At 57.2% G+C, this 20830-nt stretch carries 25 protein-coding genes; 4 read left to right on the forward strand and 21 right to left on the reverse strand.

Translation table 11 applies throughout. The features are described from left to right. Positions 1-7: 7 nt before the first annotated feature. From ACQZ45_RS18390 to ACQZ45_RS18405, 4 genes are all read right to left on the reverse strand, one after another. The gene (locus ACQZ45_RS18390) at positions 8-742 is read right to left on the reverse strand and encodes a L,D-transpeptidase (protein WP_448742404.1); all 735 of its coding nucleotides are present in this window, start codon (positions 740-742) and stop codon (positions 8-10) included. Continuing rightward, positions 739-1269: a VOC family protein gene (locus ACQZ45_RS18395; protein ID WP_448742405.1), complete on the reverse strand. Its 531-nt coding sequence runs from the start codon at positions 1267-1269 to the stop codon at positions 739-741. The genes ACQZ45_RS18390 and ACQZ45_RS18395 overlap by 4 nt, the downstream gene beginning before the upstream one ends. Before the next feature lie 65 nt (positions 1270-1334). Beyond that, complete coding sequence (locus tag ACQZ45_RS18400) at positions 1335-2183, reverse strand: alpha/beta fold hydrolase (protein ID WP_448742406.1); 849 nt, start codon at positions 2181-2183, stop codon at positions 1335-1337. A gap of 46 nt (positions 2184-2229) precedes the next feature. Further along, positions 2230-3054 (reverse strand): oxidoreductase, encoded by an 825-nt coding sequence (locus ACQZ45_RS18405; RefSeq protein ID WP_448742407.1) that lies wholly within the window; start codon positions 3052-3054, stop codon positions 2230-2232. 108 nt (positions 3055-3162) lie between these two features. Here ACQZ45_RS18405 and ACQZ45_RS18410 point away from each other — a divergent pair, with 108 nt between their 5' ends. After that, the gene (locus ACQZ45_RS18410) at positions 3163-4026 is read left to right on the forward strand and encodes a LysR family transcriptional regulator (protein ID WP_080850762.1); all 864 of its coding nucleotides are present in this window, start codon (positions 3163-3165) and stop codon (positions 4024-4026) included. A gap of 67 nt (positions 4027-4093) precedes the next feature. Here the strand turns inward: ACQZ45_RS18410 and ACQZ45_RS18415 are convergent, their stop codons facing one another. From ACQZ45_RS18415 to ACQZ45_RS18450, 8 genes are all read right to left on the reverse strand, one after another. Continuing rightward, positions 4094-4390, reverse strand: coding sequence for a chorismate mutase (locus tag ACQZ45_RS18415; RefSeq protein WP_080850532.1), 297 nt, complete (start codon positions 4388-4390; stop codon positions 4094-4096). 41 nt (positions 4391-4431) lie between these two features. After that, a complete protein-coding gene (locus ACQZ45_RS18420; protein WP_173998372.1) occupies positions 4432-5016 on the reverse strand; it encodes a DUF308 domain-containing protein in 585 nt (194 codons plus the stop codon). Between the two features lie 51 nt (positions 5017-5067). Continuing rightward, a complete protein-coding gene (locus ACQZ45_RS18425) occupies positions 5068-5397 on the reverse strand; it encodes a hypothetical protein (RefSeq protein ID WP_080850536.1) in 330 nt (109 codons plus the stop codon). A 34-nt stretch (positions 5398-5431) separates the two neighbouring features. Continuing rightward, positions 5432-6208 carry a molybdopterin-binding protein gene (locus tag ACQZ45_RS18430; protein WP_013637168.1) on the reverse strand — a complete coding sequence of 259 codons (777 nt, stop codon included), beginning with the start codon at positions 6206-6208 and terminating at the stop codon, positions 5432-5434. After that, entirely contained in the window at positions 6205-7059 is an 855-nt protein-coding gene (locus tag ACQZ45_RS18435) for a cytochrome b/b6 domain-containing protein (RefSeq protein ID WP_080850538.1), read from the reverse strand. The genes ACQZ45_RS18430 and ACQZ45_RS18435 overlap by 4 nt, the downstream gene beginning before the upstream one ends. Before the next feature lie 108 nt (positions 7060-7167). Then, positions 7168-7794, reverse strand: a complete 627-nt coding sequence (locus ACQZ45_RS18440) for a hypothetical protein (protein ID WP_065689106.1) — start codon at positions 7792-7794, stop codon at positions 7168-7170. Between the two features lie 76 nt (positions 7795-7870). Beyond that, positions 7871-8461, reverse strand: a complete 591-nt coding sequence (locus ACQZ45_RS18445; protein ID WP_003519161.1) for a TetR/AcrR family transcriptional regulator — start codon at positions 8459-8461, stop codon at positions 7871-7873. 55 nt (positions 8462-8516) lie between these two features. Beyond that, the gene (locus tag ACQZ45_RS18450) at positions 8517-9344 is read right to left on the reverse strand and encodes an oxidoreductase (RefSeq protein WP_065689105.1); all 828 of its coding nucleotides are present in this window, start codon (positions 9342-9344) and stop codon (positions 8517-8519) included. 93 nt (positions 9345-9437) lie between these two features. Here ACQZ45_RS18450 and ACQZ45_RS18455 point away from each other — a divergent pair, with 93 nt between their 5' ends. Next, complete coding sequence (locus ACQZ45_RS18455; protein ID WP_065689104.1) at positions 9438-10349, forward strand: AraC family transcriptional regulator; 912 nt, start codon at positions 9438-9440, stop codon at positions 10347-10349. Positions 10350-10400: 51 nt separating this feature from the next. On the opposite strand, the gene ACQZ45_RS18460 is transcribed toward ACQZ45_RS18455, so the two are convergent. The 5 genes from ACQZ45_RS18460 to ACQZ45_RS18480 all read right to left on the reverse strand — a co-directional run bounded on the left by ACQZ45_RS18460 (position 10401) and on the right by ACQZ45_RS18480 (position 14773). Continuing rightward, positions 10401-11090, reverse strand: a complete 690-nt coding sequence (locus ACQZ45_RS18460; RefSeq protein WP_065689103.1) for an aspartate/glutamate racemase family protein — start codon at positions 11088-11090, stop codon at positions 10401-10403. A gap of 266 nt (positions 11091-11356) precedes the next feature. Further along, complete coding sequence (locus tag ACQZ45_RS18465; protein ID WP_448742408.1) at positions 11357-12112, reverse strand: SDR family oxidoreductase; 756 nt, start codon at positions 12110-12112, stop codon at positions 11357-11359. A gap of 88 nt (positions 12113-12200) precedes the next feature. Further along, positions 12201-13619, reverse strand: a complete 1419-nt coding sequence (locus ACQZ45_RS18470; protein WP_080850540.1) for an MFS transporter — start codon at positions 13617-13619, stop codon at positions 12201-12203. A gap of 80 nt (positions 13620-13699) precedes the next feature. Continuing rightward, the gene (locus ACQZ45_RS18475; protein WP_244561990.1) at positions 13700-14383 is read right to left on the reverse strand and encodes a TetR/AcrR family transcriptional regulator; all 684 of its coding nucleotides are present in this window, start codon (positions 14381-14383) and stop codon (positions 13700-13702) included. 9 nt (positions 14384-14392) lie between these two features. After that, the gene (locus tag ACQZ45_RS18480; protein ID WP_065689099.1) at positions 14393-14773 is read right to left on the reverse strand and encodes a winged helix-turn-helix transcriptional regulator; all 381 of its coding nucleotides are present in this window, start codon (positions 14771-14773) and stop codon (positions 14393-14395) included. A 46-nt stretch (positions 14774-14819) separates the two neighbouring features. Between ACQZ45_RS18480 and ACQZ45_RS18485 the strand changes: the two genes are divergently transcribed. Next, on the forward strand, positions 14820-15629 hold the full coding sequence (locus ACQZ45_RS18485; protein ID WP_065689098.1) for an SDR family NAD(P)-dependent oxidoreductase: 810 nt from the start codon (positions 14820-14822) through the stop codon (positions 15627-15629). 45 nt (positions 15630-15674) lie between these two features. Here the strand turns inward: ACQZ45_RS18485 and ACQZ45_RS18490 are convergent, their stop codons facing one another. After that, the gene (locus tag ACQZ45_RS18490; protein ID WP_065689097.1) at positions 15675-16661 is read right to left on the reverse strand and encodes an alpha/beta hydrolase; all 987 of its coding nucleotides are present in this window, start codon (positions 16659-16661) and stop codon (positions 15675-15677) included. 250 nt (positions 16662-16911) lie between these two features. Here ACQZ45_RS18490 and ACQZ45_RS18495 point away from each other — a divergent pair, with 250 nt between their 5' ends. Next, positions 16912-17820: a nucleotidyltransferase and HEPN domain-containing protein gene (locus ACQZ45_RS18495; RefSeq protein ID WP_065689096.1), complete on the forward strand. Its 909-nt coding sequence runs from the start codon at positions 16912-16914 to the stop codon at positions 17818-17820. A 461-nt stretch (positions 17821-18281) separates the two neighbouring features. Here ACQZ45_RS18495 and ACQZ45_RS18500 read toward each other — a convergent pair whose 3' ends face one another. From ACQZ45_RS18500 to ACQZ45_RS18510, 3 genes are all read right to left on the reverse strand, one after another. Next, positions 18282-18533: an antitoxin gene (locus tag ACQZ45_RS18500; RefSeq protein ID WP_065689094.1), complete on the reverse strand. Its 252-nt coding sequence runs from the start codon at positions 18531-18533 to the stop codon at positions 18282-18284. 506 nt (positions 18534-19039) lie between these two features. Next, a complete protein-coding gene (locus ACQZ45_RS18505) occupies positions 19040-19984 on the reverse strand; it encodes an alpha/beta hydrolase family protein (protein WP_448742409.1) in 945 nt (314 codons plus the stop codon). A gap of 37 nt (positions 19985-20021) precedes the next feature. Further along, the gene (locus ACQZ45_RS18510) at positions 20022-20780 is read right to left on the reverse strand and encodes an SDR family oxidoreductase (protein ID WP_065689092.1); all 759 of its coding nucleotides are present in this window, start codon (positions 20778-20780) and stop codon (positions 20022-20024) included. Positions 20781-20830 lie beyond the last annotated feature (50 nt).

Here is a 20830-nt window from a genome sequence, read left to right on the forward strand (position 1 = left end):
CTTGCGCTTACTGCTTGACGACAATTGGCGCCTTGATCGGCACACGCTCATAGAGGTCGATAATGTCCTGGTTGAGCAGGCGCACACAGCCTGACGAAACGGCCTTGCCAATCGAGCGCCATTGCGGATTGCCGTGCAGACGATAGAGTGTGTCCTGGCCGCCGGAGTAGATGTAGAGCGCTCGCGCACCGAGCGGATTTTTCAGGCCCGGCTCCATGCCACCATTCTCGATCGAATACTTCGCCAGTTCCGGCTGACGCGCGACCATCTCGTTCGGCGGCTTCCAGCGGGGCCATTTCTGACGCCACTTAATGACGCCGTTGCCCTGCCAGGCAAAGCCCTCGCGGCCGATGCCAACACCATAGCGCATCGCGGTCCCACCCGGCTGGACGAGATAGAGGAAGCGGGAGGGGGTGTCGACGACGATGGTGCCGGGCGCCTCGCCAGTTGGGTCGAGGACCTGCTGGCGATAGTAGCGCGAATCAATCTGTTTGTAGGGAACCGCCGGGATCAGAAAGCCGCCATCCTCGATAGGACCGTACATGACAGCCAATTCGGCATCTGTCGGTACAGCTGCGATGTGGACAGGGCCGATCGGATCCGGGAGCGGCGTCGACTGTCGCCCCACCATCCAACCGGTGCCAGCGGTGGAGGCGCACCCCGCCAGAGCGGAGGCCGCAGCCATCGCCGAAAGCGACAGGAGGCTGCGGCGGGATAACGTGGTATCGAAGCTCACGCTCATTTCTCGTCCTGCCACCTGCGCAGATCCGTCTGGTCATGATAGGCCATGCGATCGGGCGTTGTGATAAACTCAATCATCGTGCCCCACGGCGTGCGGCAATAGCAGACCTTGTTTCCGTCCCCTTTTTCGGTTGCGTACGGAATAGCGCGTGGCGCCGTAAGGGGGGTTCCGCCGGCCTTCTCAAAGCGCTCTACCGATGCGTCGATGTCGTCGGTATAGACACCAAAATGGGTAATGCCGAAGTCGCTCGGTGTAACCGGTTGCGCTTGCTTGGGACCGTGCATTTCGAAGAGCTCGATGTCAGGCCCGGTACCGATCTTGACCATCGCCTGTGCACGGATCACCGTTCCAGGGAATGCGCCCGTGGCCCGTTCGAATTCGGTTCCCTGCCGTGGAGGATCCTGAGGTCCGAAGGACTGATAGATCACCTGGCCACCAAAAGCTTCCACAAGGAACGATTTTGCCGCTTCGATGTCGGGCACCGTGATGCCGATATGGTTGACGCCGCGAATTTGAGGTGCGGTCATTATAGTTTTCCTTTCTTGTTGAATCGATGAACGCGATCGGGCCCAATTTGCCCGGATCGCAGAGTTCACTTGGCCTTGAGGAAATCGATGAGAGCAGCGGCCACTTCATCCGGGCGCTCGTCAGCCACATAGTGACTGCAGCGGGCAATCGAGCCGCCCGTAACATCTGTGGCGAACTCCTCGAGCATCGGGACCATATGAGCACCGAAACGCTGCTCCCCGCCGAGACCTAAAACGGGTATCTCAAGCGGTCGCTTCTTGTACTCGAGCGCGGCCGCATGGTCGGCGGTCAGTGTGCGGTACCATTCCATGCCACCGCGCGTGCGGCCAGGGAGGGCCATGGCTTTCGCATATATGTCGACGTCTTCAGGATTAAAGGTGCTGTGATCGTAAAACCGCTCCGCCATGAAGGCCGAAACATAGTCATATTCGCGGCCATAAATCAGGCGTTCCGGAAGATCCCGATTAGCATGGAACGCGAAGTGCCAGATCTTTGCCGTCGTCGCCTCCCATTGGCTCCAGCCAGGAAGCGGAACATCGAGGACAGCAAGGTGAGTAACCGAATCTCGATAGATAGCGGCCTGCGTCAATGCGACCATTCCGCCAATGTCATGGCCACACACGGCATAGCGATTATGCCCAAGGGCGAGCATTACTTCGTGCGCATCGCGCGCCATCGTCGCCTTGTCATAGCCGTCAAGCGGGCAGTCGGAAAAACCCGCACCGCGCAGATCAATTGCCACCACGCTAAAATCTTCGACCAGCAGCGGCATGACGTGGTGCCATTCCCACCAGGTTTCCGGCCAACCGTGAAGCAGGAGGATCGGTGGGCCGGAGCCCCCCGTGACGGCATTGATCTTGATGCCATTGACCGGCACCAGCTGCTGGGCAAACCCTTCCAATGTTGGGATCATAACTCTTTTCCGTCGATGTTGAGGTTAAAGAGAGCTAACGATCAGCTCAGGGCTGATCGAAATCGGTCGCGATCGAGATGTCGCGCCAGGTGTCGATATCACGGCGAAACGAAGCCAACTTCCGCTCAGCGATCGAATGCGCGACCGGGCCGAGCGGCAGATGAAGCGGAGCGTCATCCGCATCGACCGCCTTCAGGATCGCTGCAACCGCCTTGTCGGGATCGCCTGCCTGCTTGCCGTTATTGGTTTCGCGATAATGCCTGCGCGAACTTGCGGCGTATTCCGGCATCTCTTTGGCCGCCATCGTGATCGAACGTCCAAGGAAGTCGGTCCGAAATGGCCCAGGCTCGACGATCAGCACTCGGATACCGAACGGCTTCAGCTCGCCGGAGAGTGCTTCGGAAACCCCTTCAACCGCAAACTTGGCTGCATTGTAATATGCTGCGCCGCCACTGCCCGCGATCCCTGCACCAGAAGACATGTTGACGATCACTCCGCCCGAATGTCGCAGTGCAGGCAAGGCTGCCCTGGTGGTTTCGATAAGACCGAAAACGTTCACCTCGAACATCGGTCGATATTCTTCGGGCGTGCCCTCCTCGAGCGCCCCAAACAGTCCGTAGCCGGCATTGTTCACCAGCACGTCAAAACCCCCAAATGTCTCGACGGCCTTTGCGACCGCGGTATTTGCCGCCGCCGCATCTGTCACGTCGAGCGGCAAGGTGATCATACGGCCGTCGAATGGCCGAGCCATGTCTTCGATCGAGTTGACGTTTCGGGCAGTAGCGACAACCTGATCGCCCCGCTGTGCTGCAGCGACCGCGAGCCGTTGTCCAAAGCCGCTCGAGCAGCCTGTGATGAACCAAGTTCTCATGACGTTTCTCCGCTTGTTTTCGAAATTTGACTTGAATCTAGATGTTTAGATTTGTACTTGAAGTGACAGTTTTGTATTTTCAATGTTCATTTTTGTTAGGGCTTGGCCGTGGAATGGAGTGACGTGAAAATCTTCCTTGCGGTTGCGCGATCCGGAACGCTCGGCGGCGCTGCACGTGCTCTTCACACAAGCCATCCCACCGTCGGCAGACGGCTGCGTGCCCTTGAGGAGGCGATCGGCCACACGCTCTTCCAGCGGACCGCGGACGGTCTCGTGCTGACCGAGGAGGGCCATGGGATCATCGCCCTGGCCGAGCAGATGGAAGAAGGCGCGCTTGCCATGGAGCGCCGGCTCGCCGGGCAGGAGCAAAATCTCAAAGGCAATCTGCGCATCTCATCAGCAGACTGGTTCGGGGCTTATGTCCTGCCTCCCATTTTGGCAGAATTCTCGAAAGCCTACCCCAATGTAGACGTCGAAATCCTGACCGGCACTCGCCTGTTCAACCTCGCCCAAAGGGAGGCCGACGTCGCCTTTCGCATCGTTCCGTTCGACACTGCAGATGTCATTCAACGGCGGCTCTTCAGGCTCGAATACGACGTCTACATCGCCGAGGATTCGCCTGACCCTAAATATGGCGACGGGACAGGTTTCCGGCTGATCACCCACGATACTTCGACAGGGCAATTCCCCGACATAGCCTGGCTCGCCGAGAGTTTCCCGAACGCGAGACCCGTGCTGCGATCAAACAACCGAAACGTCCAGGCACGAATGTGCAAGCAGGGCGTTGGGATCGCCGTCCTGCCCCGCGTCGTGGGCAATCAGATCCCGGGTATCCGCAGACTGGAACTACCTAAGCCCCCGCCGGCGCGAGACATCTGGATGGGATATCACCGGGACCTGCGACGTCTTCAGCGTCTTCGGGCGTTTATCGCGACCGTCTCGGACCACCTCACAAAAACCGCTGCATGGTAAGCCGCCCAAAGAAGATCGATTTTCCACTCCGATCCACGGCTGCGGTAGCACAGGCGCGACAGACAACTTACTTCTTGGCCGCAATCTCCCTATGCCGCTCCACCACAGCACCCACGATCATTGTCATCAGCCGTTCGACAAAGTGCCCACTGAGGCCAACATCACTAGCGATGCTCATCAGTCGATCCAATTGGCGTCGCTCTCGCTCATTATCGATTGCCGGCAACGCCTGCTTAGCCTTCAAATGGCCGACTTGCTCGGTACAGCGAAAGCGTTCGGCCAGGATATAGAGGAGAGCTGAATCCAGGTTGTCGATGGTCCTCCGATAGGAAGCAAGTTGCCCTGCCGCATCATCTGTCATCATTTGAATATCTTCCAAGCGGTTTCATTGGCGCGAGGTAGCGCTTACGAGATGGGTTGCGTACTGCGACGCGACAGGGCGATCGACAGCCAAATTGCCGAAACCAGAAAGTAGAATGCCCCGACGCCAGCGTAGCCCGCAACCGTTGAGATAGAAGGTTCCTGCGGCATTTGCGCTTGAAAGATGAAGAGTGCACCGACCAAAGAGGATTGGCCACCGCTCAAAATCATCGCCCACTGCCCTCCACTCGTTATCCAACGCCTCACGGCAGTTCCAAGCTGCAACAGCCCCGAAAAAATCGCCCATAGACCGAAAGCGCCGAGAACCCAGTTCATGTTCATTGTCAACGCCAGGATCACGGCTATCGTCATAACCGAGCTCGCTGCGACGTTGATCGCTTGGCTCCGGTTGGCGGCAAGACCACCGCTCCTTGCGGCATCGATAACGTTCGCGATTGCATCCCAAGCGGGATAGATGATCAGCAGTGCGGCAGCCACCGCAAAGGAATGTCGTCCGGCAGTCAACGCAGCCGCGACCCACAGCACTGAGAAGGCCGCCCTGGTAAAGTAATACTGCTTGAGCCACTGGTCGTTGCCGCGCGGGGCACGGGAGGTCTGGTTGTGCGACATTGTTTTCTTCCACTTTCTGAACTGGTTGATTGATGGTTTGCGCTAGCGTCGTCAGATGAAGACGACATGCTTGCCGAAGAGGGTGTTCTCGTCCCATTCAGTACGGTCGATCCGATCGCTTTCGCCGGAGAGTTTCCCGGCTGACATCTCGGAACTATCGAGGTCATGCGAGCCGCCTTGAGAGGAAACCTTTGCCCCGCCGCCGTGGGAACCCTTGATGCGCGCACTTTTCTCGAAGGCATCGCTGATCGCCTCTTGGTGCCTCGCCGCCCATCGGCCGTCAGGATCCGAGAGGATCGAACTGGTTTGGTTGATTTCGACCTGTCGTGAAGGTGCAATTGCTGAAATCGGCATCGCATTCTGGACTTTGCGTCGGCTCATGGATTGTTTTCCTGTGGTTTGCCATTTGGTGGCCTTAGATGCCGGCGTACCATTCGTAGCCGCGATCTTCCCAATAGCCGCCGTTCCCGCCCCACAGGCCGGCGAAGCTGTCGACCAGTTCGATGCGCATGATGTACTTGGCCTGTTTGTACCCCAGTTGCCGCTCGACCCTGAGACGCAAGGGCGCGCCGTGACCAACGCTAAGGTCCTCGCCGTTCATCTCGTAGGCGAGGATGGTTTGCGGATGAACCGCGTCGATGAGATCAATGCTCTCGTAATAGCGGCCGCTTCCGTCGAGCGTCTTTTCGAGTTCGTCGGCACAATGCAGGACGACATATCGCGCCGTCGGCTTGACGCCAGTAAGGCGCAACAGATGGGCGAGCGGAACGCCTCTCCACTTGGCGATGGCGCTCCAGCCTTCGACGCAGTCATGGCGGGTGATCTGGGTGCGGGAAGGAAGCGCCTTCAGATCTATGAGCGAAATCTCTCGAGGCCGATCAACAAGACCGTCGATCTTCAGTCGCCAGTTTGTGAAGTGACCTTCCAACAGCTCCGCATATTCATCGCTGTCGGGAGCACTCGTTCCATTGACACGGAAGGAGGGGGAAATGTCCTTTTCGTCAAACTCGCGCGCCAGTGAATCGCGCCCCTGAAGCAGTCTCTGGGCTTTCATGGTCAGATGCTCAGCTGAGCGAAGGACGTTTGCGACGTCTGCGTTCTGGTCCAAGAGGTCGCAACCCGAGAGAGTAAGGGCGCTGGCCCCGAGCGTGCCGCCGATGAGAAAGCGGCGTCGGGTGAAAAGCTTGCTCATGATTTCTGGCCTTTCTCCTGGATCGCATAGCGTCCGGTGATCATCGAGCGGATGTTGTTCCAGGTCCCGGAAAGGACCACCATTGCCACGTGCACGATGACGAAGATGACAAGCGCCGACGCTGTGATGAAATGGATCGTGCGCGCGGACTGGCGTCCGCCGAAAATATCGACAAGGGACGGCAGAGCGGCATCGACGCCCGGCGACATTGTCAAACCTGTCAGCACCATCAGCGGCAGCAGAACGACAATGACCCCCAGATAGGTGAGCTTTTGAAGCGCGTTGTAGTGTTTGGCCTCCTCCCCTTCCGGAAAGCGGAGCCGAGCGTGGTCGAGGATTTCGCGGCCGAGGTGGCGCGGCGAGATCTCATGGGGCTTTGGCGCGAGGTCTTTGCGGAAATGTCCGCTCAGCACGCTGAAGCCGAGATAGACAATGCCGTTGATCACAAACAGCCAGGCGAAGAAGAAATGCCAGCGACGTCCGGCCGCAAGATCCTGGAATGAAGGGATGGTTGCCCAGGAGGGAAAAGCGCGTGAGACTTGTTCGCCATCAGCCTGAGAAACGCCAAGCAGGCCCGTCGTGGGGATCTCCAGCCCGGCAATACGAACGAAACCGCGCGGCTGACCACCGCCATCATCTGAGCCGATTGTCAGGATGGCAGGGTCGCCGTTCGCGCCATAATGACCCCAATAAAGCTCCGGGTGGGCATTGAAGATCTGAAGCCCGCTCAAAAGAAGGAAGCCCAGGCAAAGCACGTTCAGCCAGTGCGTAAGCCGAGTCACAACTGAGTGGCGGCGGATAAAGATCGTCCGAGGGTATTGAACATTGTCATTGGAAGCGTCTGCGCTCATCTCAGCGTCTTTCATCTGTGCATTAGCGGCTGCACACCAAGCAGCGTCGATCTGTAGTCACTGGCCGAAGCAGTAAGGCGGCTGCTCCGGCCAGTGACGGCGTGGTCTTCACATGGGTGGAACCACGCCATTCTTGCCGACGACCACCTGATGGGCGATAGGGCCTGTTGCAGTCTTTTCGGCGGTGATGAAGACAACGGCGCCAGGAACGAGATCATCCTTGGTGGCCGCGGCGATGGTCACGACCGGTGTCCCATCCGGAATGGCGATCTTCTTTTCCTTGCCATGATAGGTCACGGTGACAGTCCGGCCATCGACGCCTTTAACGGCATCCGCGACTGTCGCATTGGTCATGCTGCTGTCGGGCTTCAGATCCCAACCGTAGCTCCCCTCGCCTGTGCCTTTCATTGCCGGCGGGAAAATAAGGACCTCAAGCGCACCATCGCCGCCGTCGGCCTTTGGCAATGATGCGATACCCACAAAATCGCCCGGCTTGATGTCGGTGACCTTTGCGTTGGCAACGCTGGCGACTTTCCACTCGTCGGCAAGGGCGACGTCGACGGTCTCACCTTCGCGGGTCTTCACTTTGAGCGTTGACGCCTGGTAGTCGACGATGCTGCCGCGGACATGGATCGGCGCGGCTTTCTTATCTTCGGCAGATGCGGGTGCCGAAAGGACAGTTACAGCAAGGATGCTGGTCAGCCCGAGGGCCAAGGCTGGGAAAGTATTTCTCATTTTTATCTTCCTACTAGTTGGTAGTTTCGATTGACGCGATTGACGCGATTGACCCGAGTAGCCTTGCCACGCAGGATTAGTGAGAAACCGTCGGCGTGAGACGATTGAGGGCAGGTTCGAGTATCATTGAGAACACTTCCGGCTTCCCATTGGCTCTCGCCGAAAGCATTGCCCCGTAGACGGTTGCCAGAAATGTTTCGGCTTCGACATGCGGCGCACTGGTAAGACTCAGTTCGCCCTGCTTGGAACCTCGCTCCATGACCGAAGCCAGCCACGAGGAGATGAAGCGAAAAAAGTTCGTAACCTCGGTTGCGACTTCCGTGGGGAGGGATGGCAGTTCACTGGCAAGCATAGCACAGACACAGTAGGGTCTGCTGGCATCCTCAATGCATGCAGCCCAGTGGTTTGCATAAGCCTTGAGGATGTCCAGAGCATTCGGAACCTTCTGCTCAAGGACTGCCACGCTTGCCTGGCCATCCTCCCGATAACGCTTGACCAGCTCACGCACCAGATCGACCTTGCTGGGAAAATGATGATGAATGCTTGCTTTGCGGATACCGACAATCTCCGAGATATCGGCGTAGCTGAAGCCATTGTAGCCGCCGCTTATCAGAAGGTGTCGGGTGGACGCAAGAATGTCGTCCGAGGTGGTCGAAAGATTGCTCATGCAGCTTGTCTACCTTCTAGTAGGCAGATCGTCAACAGCAAATTTTTGGGTTGCGTTAGCCGTCCGTGGAGACAGTCACGCCCTTCCAAGCTTCGATTTCCTGGGTCAGGCGTTCGATCCGCGCCGTTACATGTTTGAGCGCATCGCTGCCAAGGAGAAGTTGCGGCGGGGGATTGTCAGATTCGATGAGGGTAAGCACCGCGTCGGCGAGCTTTTGCGGATTTCCGAGCTGCTTGCCGTTCACTGCCTGACGCGCCTCGCGGATCGGATCAAACAGGGTATCATAGTCAGCAATGGAACGCTCTGTGCGGACCATGGAACGGCCTGCCCAGTCCGTCCGAAACGAGCCGGGGCAAAGGGTTGTTACGTGCACACCGAACGGCGCCATTTCCAAACGCATGACTTCTGAAATACCCTGCAACGCGAACTTGCTGCCGCAGTAATAGGCGATGCCGGGCATGGTGATCATGCCGCCCATCGACGTGACGTTGACGATAAAGCCGCTTCGGCGCTCACGGAACCTCGGGAGAAACGCCTTGGCGACTGCAACGGCGCCAAACACGTTCACGTCGAACTGGCGGCGCATCTCCTCGATCGGCGATTCCTCAAGCACACCCTCGTGACCGTATCCGGCATTGTTGATCAGCACATCGACTGGCCCGTGTTCGCCCTCCGCTTGCTGAACGACGTCAGGGATGCGGTCGAAATCGGTTACGTCGCAGAGGACCGGGCGCAGTTCCGGGAGGGCCTTTGCCAGCGCTTCACGCGAAGCTTCGGATCGGAGAGTCCCGATGACCCTGTGACCGGCTTCGATTGCGGCAGTGGCGATGGCCAGCCCAAAGCCCGAGTTCGCCCCTGTTATGAAAAACGTTTTGCTCGACATTTCTGAAACTCCTTGATTACCCGTTGATGTGACAGATAGTCTGGAGACAACGCGGGTTCGATTGCGGATCCTTTTAGAGTTTTGCCAATTCCTATGAACTGTAAAACGCCGCCCTCTACAGATAACCAGTGTGCCGCCTTGGCCGGACAACTCGCTCCTCGTCTTGGCTACAACCAGACCGGGCTCGGTTGTATCCGTATCCTACGCACGGAAGCAGTGCTGAATGACATTCCGGTTCTTTATAAGCCGGGTGCCGTGTTCGTATTGCAGGGGAGCAAACACGGCATTCTGGACGGGGAAATCTACCTCTACGACGAAGACCACTATCTTGCCGTTTCGGTGCCCGTTCCCTTCCGGATGACATCTACAGCCAGTCCAAGGCGGCCACTGCTCGCGGTCTATTTAGAGTTCGACATGCAGATGGCGGCCGAGATCTCCACGCAGCTCGAAAAACTCGCCGGTCCTGCAAGCGTCAAGCCAAAAGGGCTCTTCTCGAGCAGGATGGATAGCAGTATCGAAGACGTCCTGCTCCGCTTGCTCACGGCGCTTGGCAGTCCGGTTGAGGTCGCTGTCCTTGGACACTCCATCCTGCGTGAGCTGCATTACCGGGTCATGTCAGGGCCGCAAGGCGGCGCAGTGATCGCGGCCCTGCAGCGGAAAGGGACGTCGGGAAAACTGGTCGAGAGCCTGGCATGGCTGCGCAAAAACTACGGCTCTGAAATCACCGTCGCGGACCTTGCCAGAGCGGTGGGCATGAGCGTTCCTTCCTACCATGTCCATTTCAAGGAGCTGACAGGCTCAAGTCCCATGCAATATGTGAAGGCGATGCGGCTCCATGAAGCGAGACTGATGATCGCCCGCCAGACTGGAACAATTGCAGAGGTGGCGGCGTCAGTGGGCTATGTCAGCCCGGCGCAATTCAGCCGCGACTTCAGACGGCATTTCGGGCGTACCGCATCGGAAGAAGCGAAGTGGGTCCGGCATCACCTGGGCGAACAGGTTTGACCATTGCCCCTCACCGTTCTCACGATCGATCGACCGTCAGAACACAACATGTCATTGTAAAGCAGCTTGAAGGGCGGCTTTGCAATGAATGAGGGTCGTGTCGAAGACGGGAACGCCTACGTGATCCTGGTTTAACAGCATACCCACCTCGGTACAGCCGAGGATAAGACAGTCGCAGCCTTTGTCGACCAGGTGCTGCGCAATCCGTTCATAGGTCAAGCGGCTCTCCTCGCGAACGATGTCGCGGCACAGCTCTTCATAGATAATACGATGGGTTTCAGCTCGATCATCAGCTTCAGGGATCGTTGGCGACAGCCCCTGAGCGATGAGACGGTCGGTATAGAAGGTCTGTTCCATGGTGAAGGCGGTTGCCATCAAACCCGGTCTCCGGAAACCGCGGTCGACGATAGCGGTTGCAGTTGCGTCCGCGATGTGCACGAAGGGAATCGACACCCCGCCCACGATCTTGTCCGCCACCTTGTGCATGGTGTTTGTCGCAAGGATGAGGAGGTCGGCGCCGCCGCGCTGCAGCGCGATAGCATGTTCATTGAGGATTCGGCCCGCCGCGTCCCAATCGGAGGATGCCTGCAATTTTTCGATTTCGTCGAAGTCGACAGACCGTATGAGAAGCTCGGGAGAATGAAGTCCTCCCAGGCTCTCGCGGGTAAGCCTGCAGAGTTCTCGGTAATAAATCTGGGTTGATGTCGCGGACATTCCGCCAAGTATGCCGATGGTCTTCAAATGTTTCTCCATGTTCATACGTTAGGTATGTTACCGCTCAACGGGCGCTTGAGCAGAAACCAGGCCACCCATATTTGCTACCTAGGTACGATTGCAACGCAGGAAAACCACCAACGGAGTGGAGAAATTCCTGGATGATGGCCGCCGCCCGCTTCGCCAAATTTACGCGCACAGTGCAGCGGAGGGAACTCCGCAGCCCATGCGCGCCCAAATTCCGCGTTATCACCTACAGGACAGAGCGGCGAGGCACCGCCTCGTATTAATGCTCAGGCACTGATGCCGCCATCGACGAGAATGCCTGAGCCGGTGATGTAGGCTGCACCGGGCCCCGCAAGAAAGGCGACGGCCTCAGCGACTTCTCTGGTTTTACCATATCGAGCAATCGACAGGTTTGGCAGAATAGCGGCTGCAAGCGCGCCATCGGCAGGGTTCATGTCAGTATCAATCGGACCTGGTCGAACCAGATTGACGGTAATTTCCCGAGAGCCCAGCTCACGTGCGAGACCGCGCGTGAAGCTTTCCAGCGCAGACTTGGTCGCGGCATAGACCGCGATCCCCGCGAACGGCACAGCCAGACCCGCATTGCTGCCGGTACTGATGATGCGACCTCCGTTGGGGATGTATTTCAGCGCTGCCTGGGTGATCAGAAAGACGCCGCGAACATTGACGTTCAGCTGAAGATCAATCTCCTCAAGTGGCTGCATGGAGAAATCACTTGCGAAAAGGACACCGGCATTATTGACGAGAATATCAAGGCCGCCGAGCTCAGCGACAGTTTGTTCGACGGTAGCCATGGCGGCGGATGTGCTCGCGGCATCGGCATGGATGGCGATCGCATTTCGACCCATGGCGCGGATCTTGGCAACGAGAGCTTCCGCTTTCTCGACCGACTTCTCATAGGTGATCGCAACGTCGGCACCATCCTCGGCCAGTTTTAGCGCAATTGCCGCACCGATACCGCGTGCCGCACCGGTGACCAGCGCGCGCTTGCCGGAAAGAGGTAATGTGGAGATGTTGTTCATGGAGAGTACCTCTGAATGTCTCTGTTTTGCTCGGGAGTTTCACGCCGTTTCAGCGCGATCGGCTAGTGATGCGCTGCTATCGCGCCGCTCATCGACGCAACGGTTGGGGCGATGTCAGGCTGACGGAAAGCCATCCCGCGATGAGAAGACAAATGGCAATTGCAACGGCTGCAACGCTGTATGCTCGGCCAATGGATTGAACGTCTGTGGCCGACCCCAAGATCGAGAAGAACAATCCGCCAACGATTGCGGCTGCCAACGCACCGCCAATCTGAAACATCGAATTGACCAGACCAGAGGCCAATCCTGACTGCGTCCGGTCCACCCTTTGCACGATGCTCTTCACCAGGTTTGGAAGGGCGATCCCCTGCCCCGCTCCGATAAGAAAAAGCGCAGCAAAAAGGAATTGCGGAAGGCCATTCGAAATCAAGGCCGCCGTTCCAAACAACCCTGCAGCTTGCAGCACCATGCCGGCGCCGGCGGAAAATCTTCCGAAGACGCGGAGGATGCGCTCACTTGCAAAAGGACCAAGGACGAAGCCGACGGCCGCAGGAAGGATCGCCAGCCCGGCCTCGAAAGGCGTCAGACCAAGGCCACCCTGCTGATAGACCGAGAATATCAGCCAGAAGGCCGCAAGCGAGTAGAAGAACAATGCAGCCAGCAGCCCGCGCATTAGTCCACGGTTTTGCAGCAGGCTAGGTGCAAGAATCGGATCTCTCCCCGCCGACTCCAGGTGTTTCTCATGCCGCCAGAACAGGAGGAAAAACGGGAGGGACGTGGCAAGCATCAGGATTAGCCAGATCGGCCACCCCTGCTCCCGCCCCTCGATCAGCGGCGCAATCAGCGCAGATAGCGCAATCGCGATCAACAATGCTCCGCCAAGATCCAGTTTGCTTGGGCGCTCAGATCGGGTTTCCCGCAACATGATGAAGGCCGACGGCGCAGCGACCGCGACAACTGGCAGATTGATGAGGAAGATGGCTCTCCATCCAAGTCCAAGGATATCAAGCGCAATCAACGCACCACCGAGAAACAGACCAACCATCGATGCAACCCCGAATGTCAGGGCATAAAAGCTGAGGGCTTTTGATTTTTCGTGGTCTGGGAAAATCGCATTGATGGAAGCCAAGGCTTGCGGTGCCATGATTGCCGCTGCAAACCCCTGAAGGATACGGCCAGCGACCAACGCGGCCTGAGACCAGGCAAAACCGCATAAGGCAGATGCGGCTGCAAACCCGACCATTCCAGCCAGAAAGACATTTCGTCGACCATAGAGATCTCCAAGCCTGCCCCCAGTGATCAGCATCACAGCATAGGTGGTGGCGTAACCGGAGATAATCAGCTGCATCGTTGACGCAGAGGCCCTGAAATCCTCCCGGATCGAGGGCAGCGCCACATTGACGATGAAGAAGTCGAGCGGTGGCAAAAAGGCGCCGGTCAAAAGGATGACCAGTGCTATCCATCGACGTGGATCGAGTTTGTCATCGGGATTGCTGGTGTCTCTCATAAGTCTCTCCACATCGACCAAAAAATCGATCGACGGTTTGCAATGTTAAGTATTTGGAACTATTTGGTTCCAAATTTGGGTCAGCCAAGTGCCTTCAGTGCCAGTTCGACCATGGCCCTCGTCTCAGCGCGATCCGCTCCTGCCTTGGCCAGGACCCGCATGCCCTGAATCTGACACACGAGGAACCTGGCGAGCGTTCGTTCATCCAGCCCTGGATCGATTTCGCCCAAGCCCTGGGCCCTTATGATCGCCGCCGCATAAAGATCTTGCAACCGTCTGAACAGCCGGGAAATACGTGGTGCGACCTCTTTATCCTCTGGTAGCATTTCGACAGCTGCAAAGACGACAAGGCATCCACGCAGACCTTCCGTTCCCGATGCTTGATCCACTTGTTGAGAAAAAGCGTCTCGAATTGCGGCTTTGGGCGACGGATTGGAATGCAGCGTTTCACCGACCGAGCGAACGGCTTCCTCGATGTAAGCGTCGAGGGCACGCAGATAGACGCCTCGCTTGTCGACGAAAGCCTTATAAAAGCTGCCTCTGGAAAGCTCCATGCCCTCAAGCAGGTCGGGAAGTGATGCATCGTGATATCCACGATCCCAAAATACCTGCATTGCTTTTCGAACTGCTTCATCGAGTTCAAATTCTCGAGGGCGACCAACGGACGCGGATATTTGAGTGCGCTTGACCATGGAGTCAATATGGAACCATTCAGTCCATAATACAAGCGATATTTTCGGAATGTTGCGCCAAGCGTTCGGCACCCAAGTTAGTTATCGACGCCGTTCGACAGGATAATCCCGAGAGAATTCCCTGACCGCCATCAAAATCGGCATAAGCCCGTGGCCTGCTGAACTCAGCGAGTATTCGACTCGAGGAGGCTGCTCTTGAAAGTCGTGTCGGATTATGAGGCCGTCATTTTCCAGTTCCCTGAGATGTTGCGTTAGCATCTTCTGGGATATGCCAGGTATGTCTCTCATGAACTGCGATGCCCGCAATGATGGTTCGGCGAACAATCGGAAAAGGATCGGCAGTTTCCAACGTCCTGTGATCATCCGAAGCACCCTGCTCACATGAGAGACAGATCCGTCGGCTCCGAGGCATGTCGCCCTGTCCTCGACAGGCACTTTAAAGTGCGTAATTGCCTGTTTCATCAACGAACCTCATATCTGCAGGAGACGATAACACGGATGAAATATCATGGACTTACAACTCCAAAACAAGGTTGCACTGGTCACGGGAAGCAGTAAGGGGATTGGCGAGGGCGTGGCCAGAGGCCTCGCAAAGGAAGGGGCAACCGTTCTTGTCCACGGTCGCGACAGAATGAAAACAGAGGAGGTCGCCCATGATATCATATCCTCTGGAGGTCATGCTTTCGCGGTATTCGGCGATCTGACAGTGCCGGATCAGGTTGATCGTCTGGTTCGTGATTCAAAGGCTGCAGCAGGCTCGATCGACATCCTGGTCAACAATGCCGGCGGATCTGCCCCGGCGGAGGATTGGACCTCGACAAACTCTGAAACGTGGGCCGCTGTCTATGACAGGAATGTGCTCGCATCTGTGAGGATCATCTCGCTCGTTCTGCCCGCAATGAAAGCGTCGCGGTGGGGTCGGATCATAAACATCTCAAGCCTAGCGGCCCTGATGCCGCCTGCAAGTCGACCGGACTACTCTGCCGCCAAAGCAGCCATGATCGCGATGACGGCGTCGCTCGCAAAAGACGTTGCTGCACACGGCATCACCGCAAACACCGTTTCGCCTGGAACGGTGCATAGCATCAGTTTGGATACCGCATTCCGTAAGAAGGCCATTGAGAAGGGGATGGCCATTGACGCCCCCTGGAATGACATAGAGAGAGAAATCCTGCCAATGTTTGCTCAGGTGCCCCTTGGAAGGGTCGGAACCCTCGAGGAGATTGCGGATGCGATTGCGTTTCTCTCGAGCCCCCGTGCCGGCTATATCACAGGAGCAAACCTCCGACTTGACGGAGGAATGTGGCCAGGGATGTAGCAGGTCAACAGAGGGGCTGCGCCAAACCTGTGTGGGTTTCCCGCCTCAGTTCCAGTTTGCCATGACGAACCGGTGGATCTCCGCTTCGAGTTCCTGGTCTTCCGGTGTCCCACCCATGAAGCCACCATGGGGCATCGCTTCAAAGACGTGCAATTCTGTTTCCACGCCAGCTTTTCGCAAGGCTCGATGCATCCTCACCGTGTTCGATAGGAACAGGTCACGCGTGCCGGTCTGCAGGAATGTCGGCGGAAGGCCCGCCAAATCGCCGAAGAGCGGTGATAGATAGGGATTGGAAAGATCAGCACCACCGGCGTAGAGCAGGTTGTTTGATCTGAGCGGGCGCGGCAGAACGAGATCAATCATCTGGTTTGTTTGGAAACTGTCGCCCGATTCGGTGAGGTCAACCTGTGGCGAGAGCAAGACTAATCTGCCGGGCATTGGCATGCCTTCATCTCTCGCCCGCAGCAGCATGGCGGTCGCCAGATTGCCGCCTGCCGATCGACCCAAGATGACCACCTTGTCGGAGGAATGACCAGTCAAGACATGGCGATACGTGGCCAAGCAGTCATCAAGAGCGGCCGGATATGGATGCTCAGGCGGCATCCGGTAGTCGACGCCGTAGCATCGAACGACATGCTGGTGCGCCTGTCGACGCGCACTGACGCGGCAGGCCTCACCGCCTCCGAACACCAATGCGCCGCCATGCAGATCGATCAGTGCGCCACGAGCATCAAATTGTCCGTGCGGCGTCGCGACATGGATCGTTGCTTGTTCGACTACAATTGTCTCGACTGTGGACTGCAAACTCCCGGCAAGATCTTTTGCCGCGGCGGCGTAATGCGCATCTACTACGGCTTTTTTATTCATCCAGCCGGAAAAGTCCTCCGGAGAGGGCATTTCATACTGCGCATTGATGGGACTGCCGTCCTTGTCGACCAGGCGCGACAGTGACGCTTGCGCTTCGACGCTGATGGACTGTGGGGGGTGAATTGTCCGTGAAGGGATGGCTGCGCTGCCTGTAAAATCGCTCATTTCTTGCTCTGTCATTGGTGGAATATCGACATGTCTGTGTTTCGGCATGGAATATTGACGGTTCTGGCGGGGCGGGATGTGGACGAGACTTGGACCACCAGGAGGTAGTTCATGTATTCTTATTCCGACAGACCTCGATCCTAAACCGAAAAATGGCGTCCTAGCCCCTCAACCCCTACAACAATGTGGAGTAGCAATCGCCACCCGATCACGGCTAGAATATCCGTTCAGAAGAATCGATGGTGAGGCTATGAAAACGGATATCGGACATCTTCCGCAGACAAAGCAGCGCGAACTGGGAAGGGTGGTCCGGATCATCCACGAAGAGTTCGCCGGCATTGTCGAGCGCTCGAAGTCCGAGGCCAAGAAAGACGGGCAGATTTTCAAAATCATTCTGTTCGGCTCCTACGCCCGTGGCACTTGGGTGGATGAGCCGCACACGTCAAAGGGCTATCGATCGGATTTCGATATTCTCGTCATCGTTAGCAACAAGGAACTGGCCGATCCGAAATACTGGGACAAGGCAACCGACCGGCTGATGTGGGACAAGGAGATCGAGACACCCGTTGGTCTCATCGTGCATGGAGCACGCGAGATCAGCAATTTTCTGCATGATGGCCAAGCCTTCTTCGTCGATCTCGCCCGTGAAGGTGTCGTGCTCTATGAATTCGACGACCGGCCGTTGGCTGAAGCGAAACCGCTCAGCCCTGCCGATGCACTCAGGGTGGCGGAGGAGCATTTCCGCAGGCATTTTCCTGATGCTCAAACCTTCATCAGGTTGGCTGGGTTTGCCCTTAAGGATAACAATGCCAACATCGCGGCCTTCCAACTTCATCAGGCGGTCGAGACGGCCTACAACTGCTTTCTCCTGACAGTGACAAACTATTCACCTGCGTCACACAACCTCAAATTCCTCCGAGGCCTTTCAGAGGATCGTGATCAGCGGCTGGTCGACATCTGGCCACGCGACCATCAGCGTTTTACCGCATGGTACAACGTTCTCAACGAGGCCTACGTCAAAGCGCGCTATTCGAAGCGTTTCGAAATTTCCGAAGAGGCACTCGCCTGGCTTCAGGACCGAACGGCACAACTTCACGCCCTGATCGAGGCGCTCTGCCGCGAGCACATAAACAAACTGCAGCAGGTAGCGAAGTCCTGACGGCGGTGATGCAACGGCTGCCGGGATAGCACAACCGCCTGGTTTTGGCCGGTTTCGCTCTTGAAGGGATCAGAACTGACGACCCATGTTTCGGCCACGCAACAACGACGATTCGTCGGTCTTGGGCTCACATAATCTCGCCTCCGCCCAAACGTCATTCTTTCAGACGATCCACCGAACGCTTCATCAGATCCATTCGTTCGTGAAAAATCGCTACGATAAGGGCGGGCGCATCCTCACGAAGCAGACAAAAGACGTAGTGGTGCTGGCATCGCGCCATACTTAACGCCGGATAAAGCGCACTCATATCCTTGAACGAACCTCTGCCTTCGGCAAGGGTTGCGATACCTCGCTCCAAACCCGAGACTAGCGGCGTACCTGCGCAGCACTCCATTGCGTATATGTGTAGCGGATTACCGAAGGTAGATCTGATTCCGCTTCCGCGGTAAGAATATAGGCAGTTAAACGCGACCCTCGGAAACCTCCTCGTCAAGGATCTCCCCTACAGTTTTGGTCGACAGTCTCCCGGCAAGCCCCTCATTGACGCGCATGTTCATCAACGTCCTCAACTCCCCCCAGATTCGCTCTGCGTCTGCGTCACCGGGGAAGAGGAGCTCAAGCGCATACTGCTTGATTGTCTTGCCTTGCAATGCTGCCAGCGCCTTCAGGCTTTGATGTTGTTGATCCGTTATGTCGATCGTCAATCGGCTCATCTAACGCAGTCCAAATCTAAGAAAACCCACATTAACACATATGTAGTTTTGTAGCCACCACTGATGCTTGTCCGATGTCGCTTGGAGGGCTTTGCTATTTCGGAGACTCTGATCCCCCTACCTTCCTCCGCTCAAGCACAATCCCTACCGATCAATGGACGTGTGCGTATTAAGCACTTAAGCGGAATCGAACCTGCGACCTGCCAATCAGACATAATAGCTAACTGAATTATTGATTGATTTAACGTACGTGGATTGGTAGTGCGGCGTAATCGCCTGTCATGGAAATACTCAATGCGCGGCGGCGGTGGGACTATGAACAGCGCGGATCTGGAAGAGCGACCAGATCAACAGGTACGGGCGAGTAGCCCCACCCGCGTGCCCGCGACGTAAGCCGCGAGGGTCGCCTGCGTTGAAGCGGTCGCCACCAATATCGCGAGCGATCTCGGTAAAAGCGGGCATAACAAGATCAGTCCCGACGATGCCTAAAACAATCGCCCCCAGGTCTAGATCTGCTTCTCTCTGACCGCCGCAAGCGTTGCGACCTCACCCTTAAGTGCGAGGCAAGCTCTCGGCCAAGCGCCCTTGTCCGCGCCGAGCGCGGTCTGAAGCCAGGCGAGCGCAAGACGTCGGGTCGCTTCCAGCACGTCTGGTGCTTCAGTGTCTGTTTCCTTTGCGTCGAGAGCTGCAATGCCGCCAAGACCATGACCGACCCCGTGCATCATCAGCATTTCTTTAGCGCCCGGTGCATCGTGGAATGCATCTGCATGCCACTCAGGACCGCGGGTTGTAAAATGCGGATTGTCCATATCACCGCAAACGACGAGGCTGCGTGTCGAGAGCGTCGAGAAATCGACGTCGAAAAACGGAAAACGGGCAGCACTCTCAGGCGTCATGTCCTTGCCGCCGCGGCCCGGTGTCGTCAGGAGAACGCCGGCCGAGATTCTTGGATCGGAAAAATCCTCACCATCCACCTGCGCGCCGAGCAGGAGCCCAACGGTGTGGCCGCCAAAGGAATGACCGACCGCGCCGATGCGTGAATGATCCATCCGGCCAGCAACGGCTGGCGCCTCCCGTTCAATTTCGGTCAACTGGTCAAGGATCGCCTTCATCTCATTGACACGCTCGCGCCAGAAGAATGGCGTGCCGGATGAATTTGACGGCAGGCCACCGACGCGAGAACTCGCATGCGTCGGCTGGATCACCACGAACCCTCTCTCGGCCCAAAACTGGACAAGAGGAGCGTAACCGTCCTTTGACGGAATGTAGTTGGATGGGCCGTAGCCATGCGACAGCAGCACGATCGGAAGCTTGGCCCCCGTAGCGGGGGCGGTCAGACGCAGTTCCAATGGCTGGCGGCCGTGCATCGAAAGACGGATCGGCGTGTAGGCTACGGTGAGAGCGGCCTCAGGTGTCGGAATATGCATCGCGAGATTGATCAGATTATTCATGGGTCTGGACCTTCAAAGGTTGATTTGGGTGATGATGTTAGGCGAGCGAATGACCGGCTTCGCGATATGAGGTTTCCGCGTCCGCTCCGGCCGGGATCTTCATTGGCGCATCGCTCTCTGTCACAGACCTCCAGACAGCCTCTGCGACCTCATCCGGCGTCGTGACTTCAGTCCCGGATCTCAACTTCGTCAGGTAGTCTTGGACGAATGCTTGGTAAGGCTCGGGGATTTCCATGCCCATGCGCGAGACAGCATTCTTGCCGAAGCCGGTCGTCGGTGCAGAGCCAGGTAGGACGAGTTTAGCGCGGATGCCGAACAGCGCCGCCTCGAGCGCGAGGCTCTCCGTGAAGGCATTGAGTGCTGCCTTGCTGGCGCTGTAAACCGAAAGCGCGGGCAACGGCCTTATCGTGACGGCCGAGCTGACGTTAACGATGACGCCTGAGCGACGGGACCGCATCTGCGGAAGGACAGCTTTTGACATCGCCATCGCACCGAAGACGTTTGTCTCGAACAGTTCGCGAATATTCGACATCTCCGTGCCTTCAAGCACATTGAGCAGGCCGACCCCGGCATTGTTGACCAGAGCATCGATCGTGCCGGCGGTTTCGACTGCCTCAGCAATGCTGTCCGCGCTGGTGACATCCAGCAGCAGGATTTCGAGCCTGTCGTTCGAAGGAAGAAGGTCGCTTCGCGGCGTGCGCATGGTTGCGACGACGTCCCACCCGGTGTTCAAGAATTTTTGTGCGATGGCGAGGCCGAAACCGGACGAGCAACCGGTGATGAGGATCTTTGGCATGTTCCGTCTCCTGACATTTAACAAGGCTGAAGATGGACCTGATCAACCGG

It is taken from the genome of Agrobacterium sp. 16-2014-1-2a (assembly GCF_053522705.1).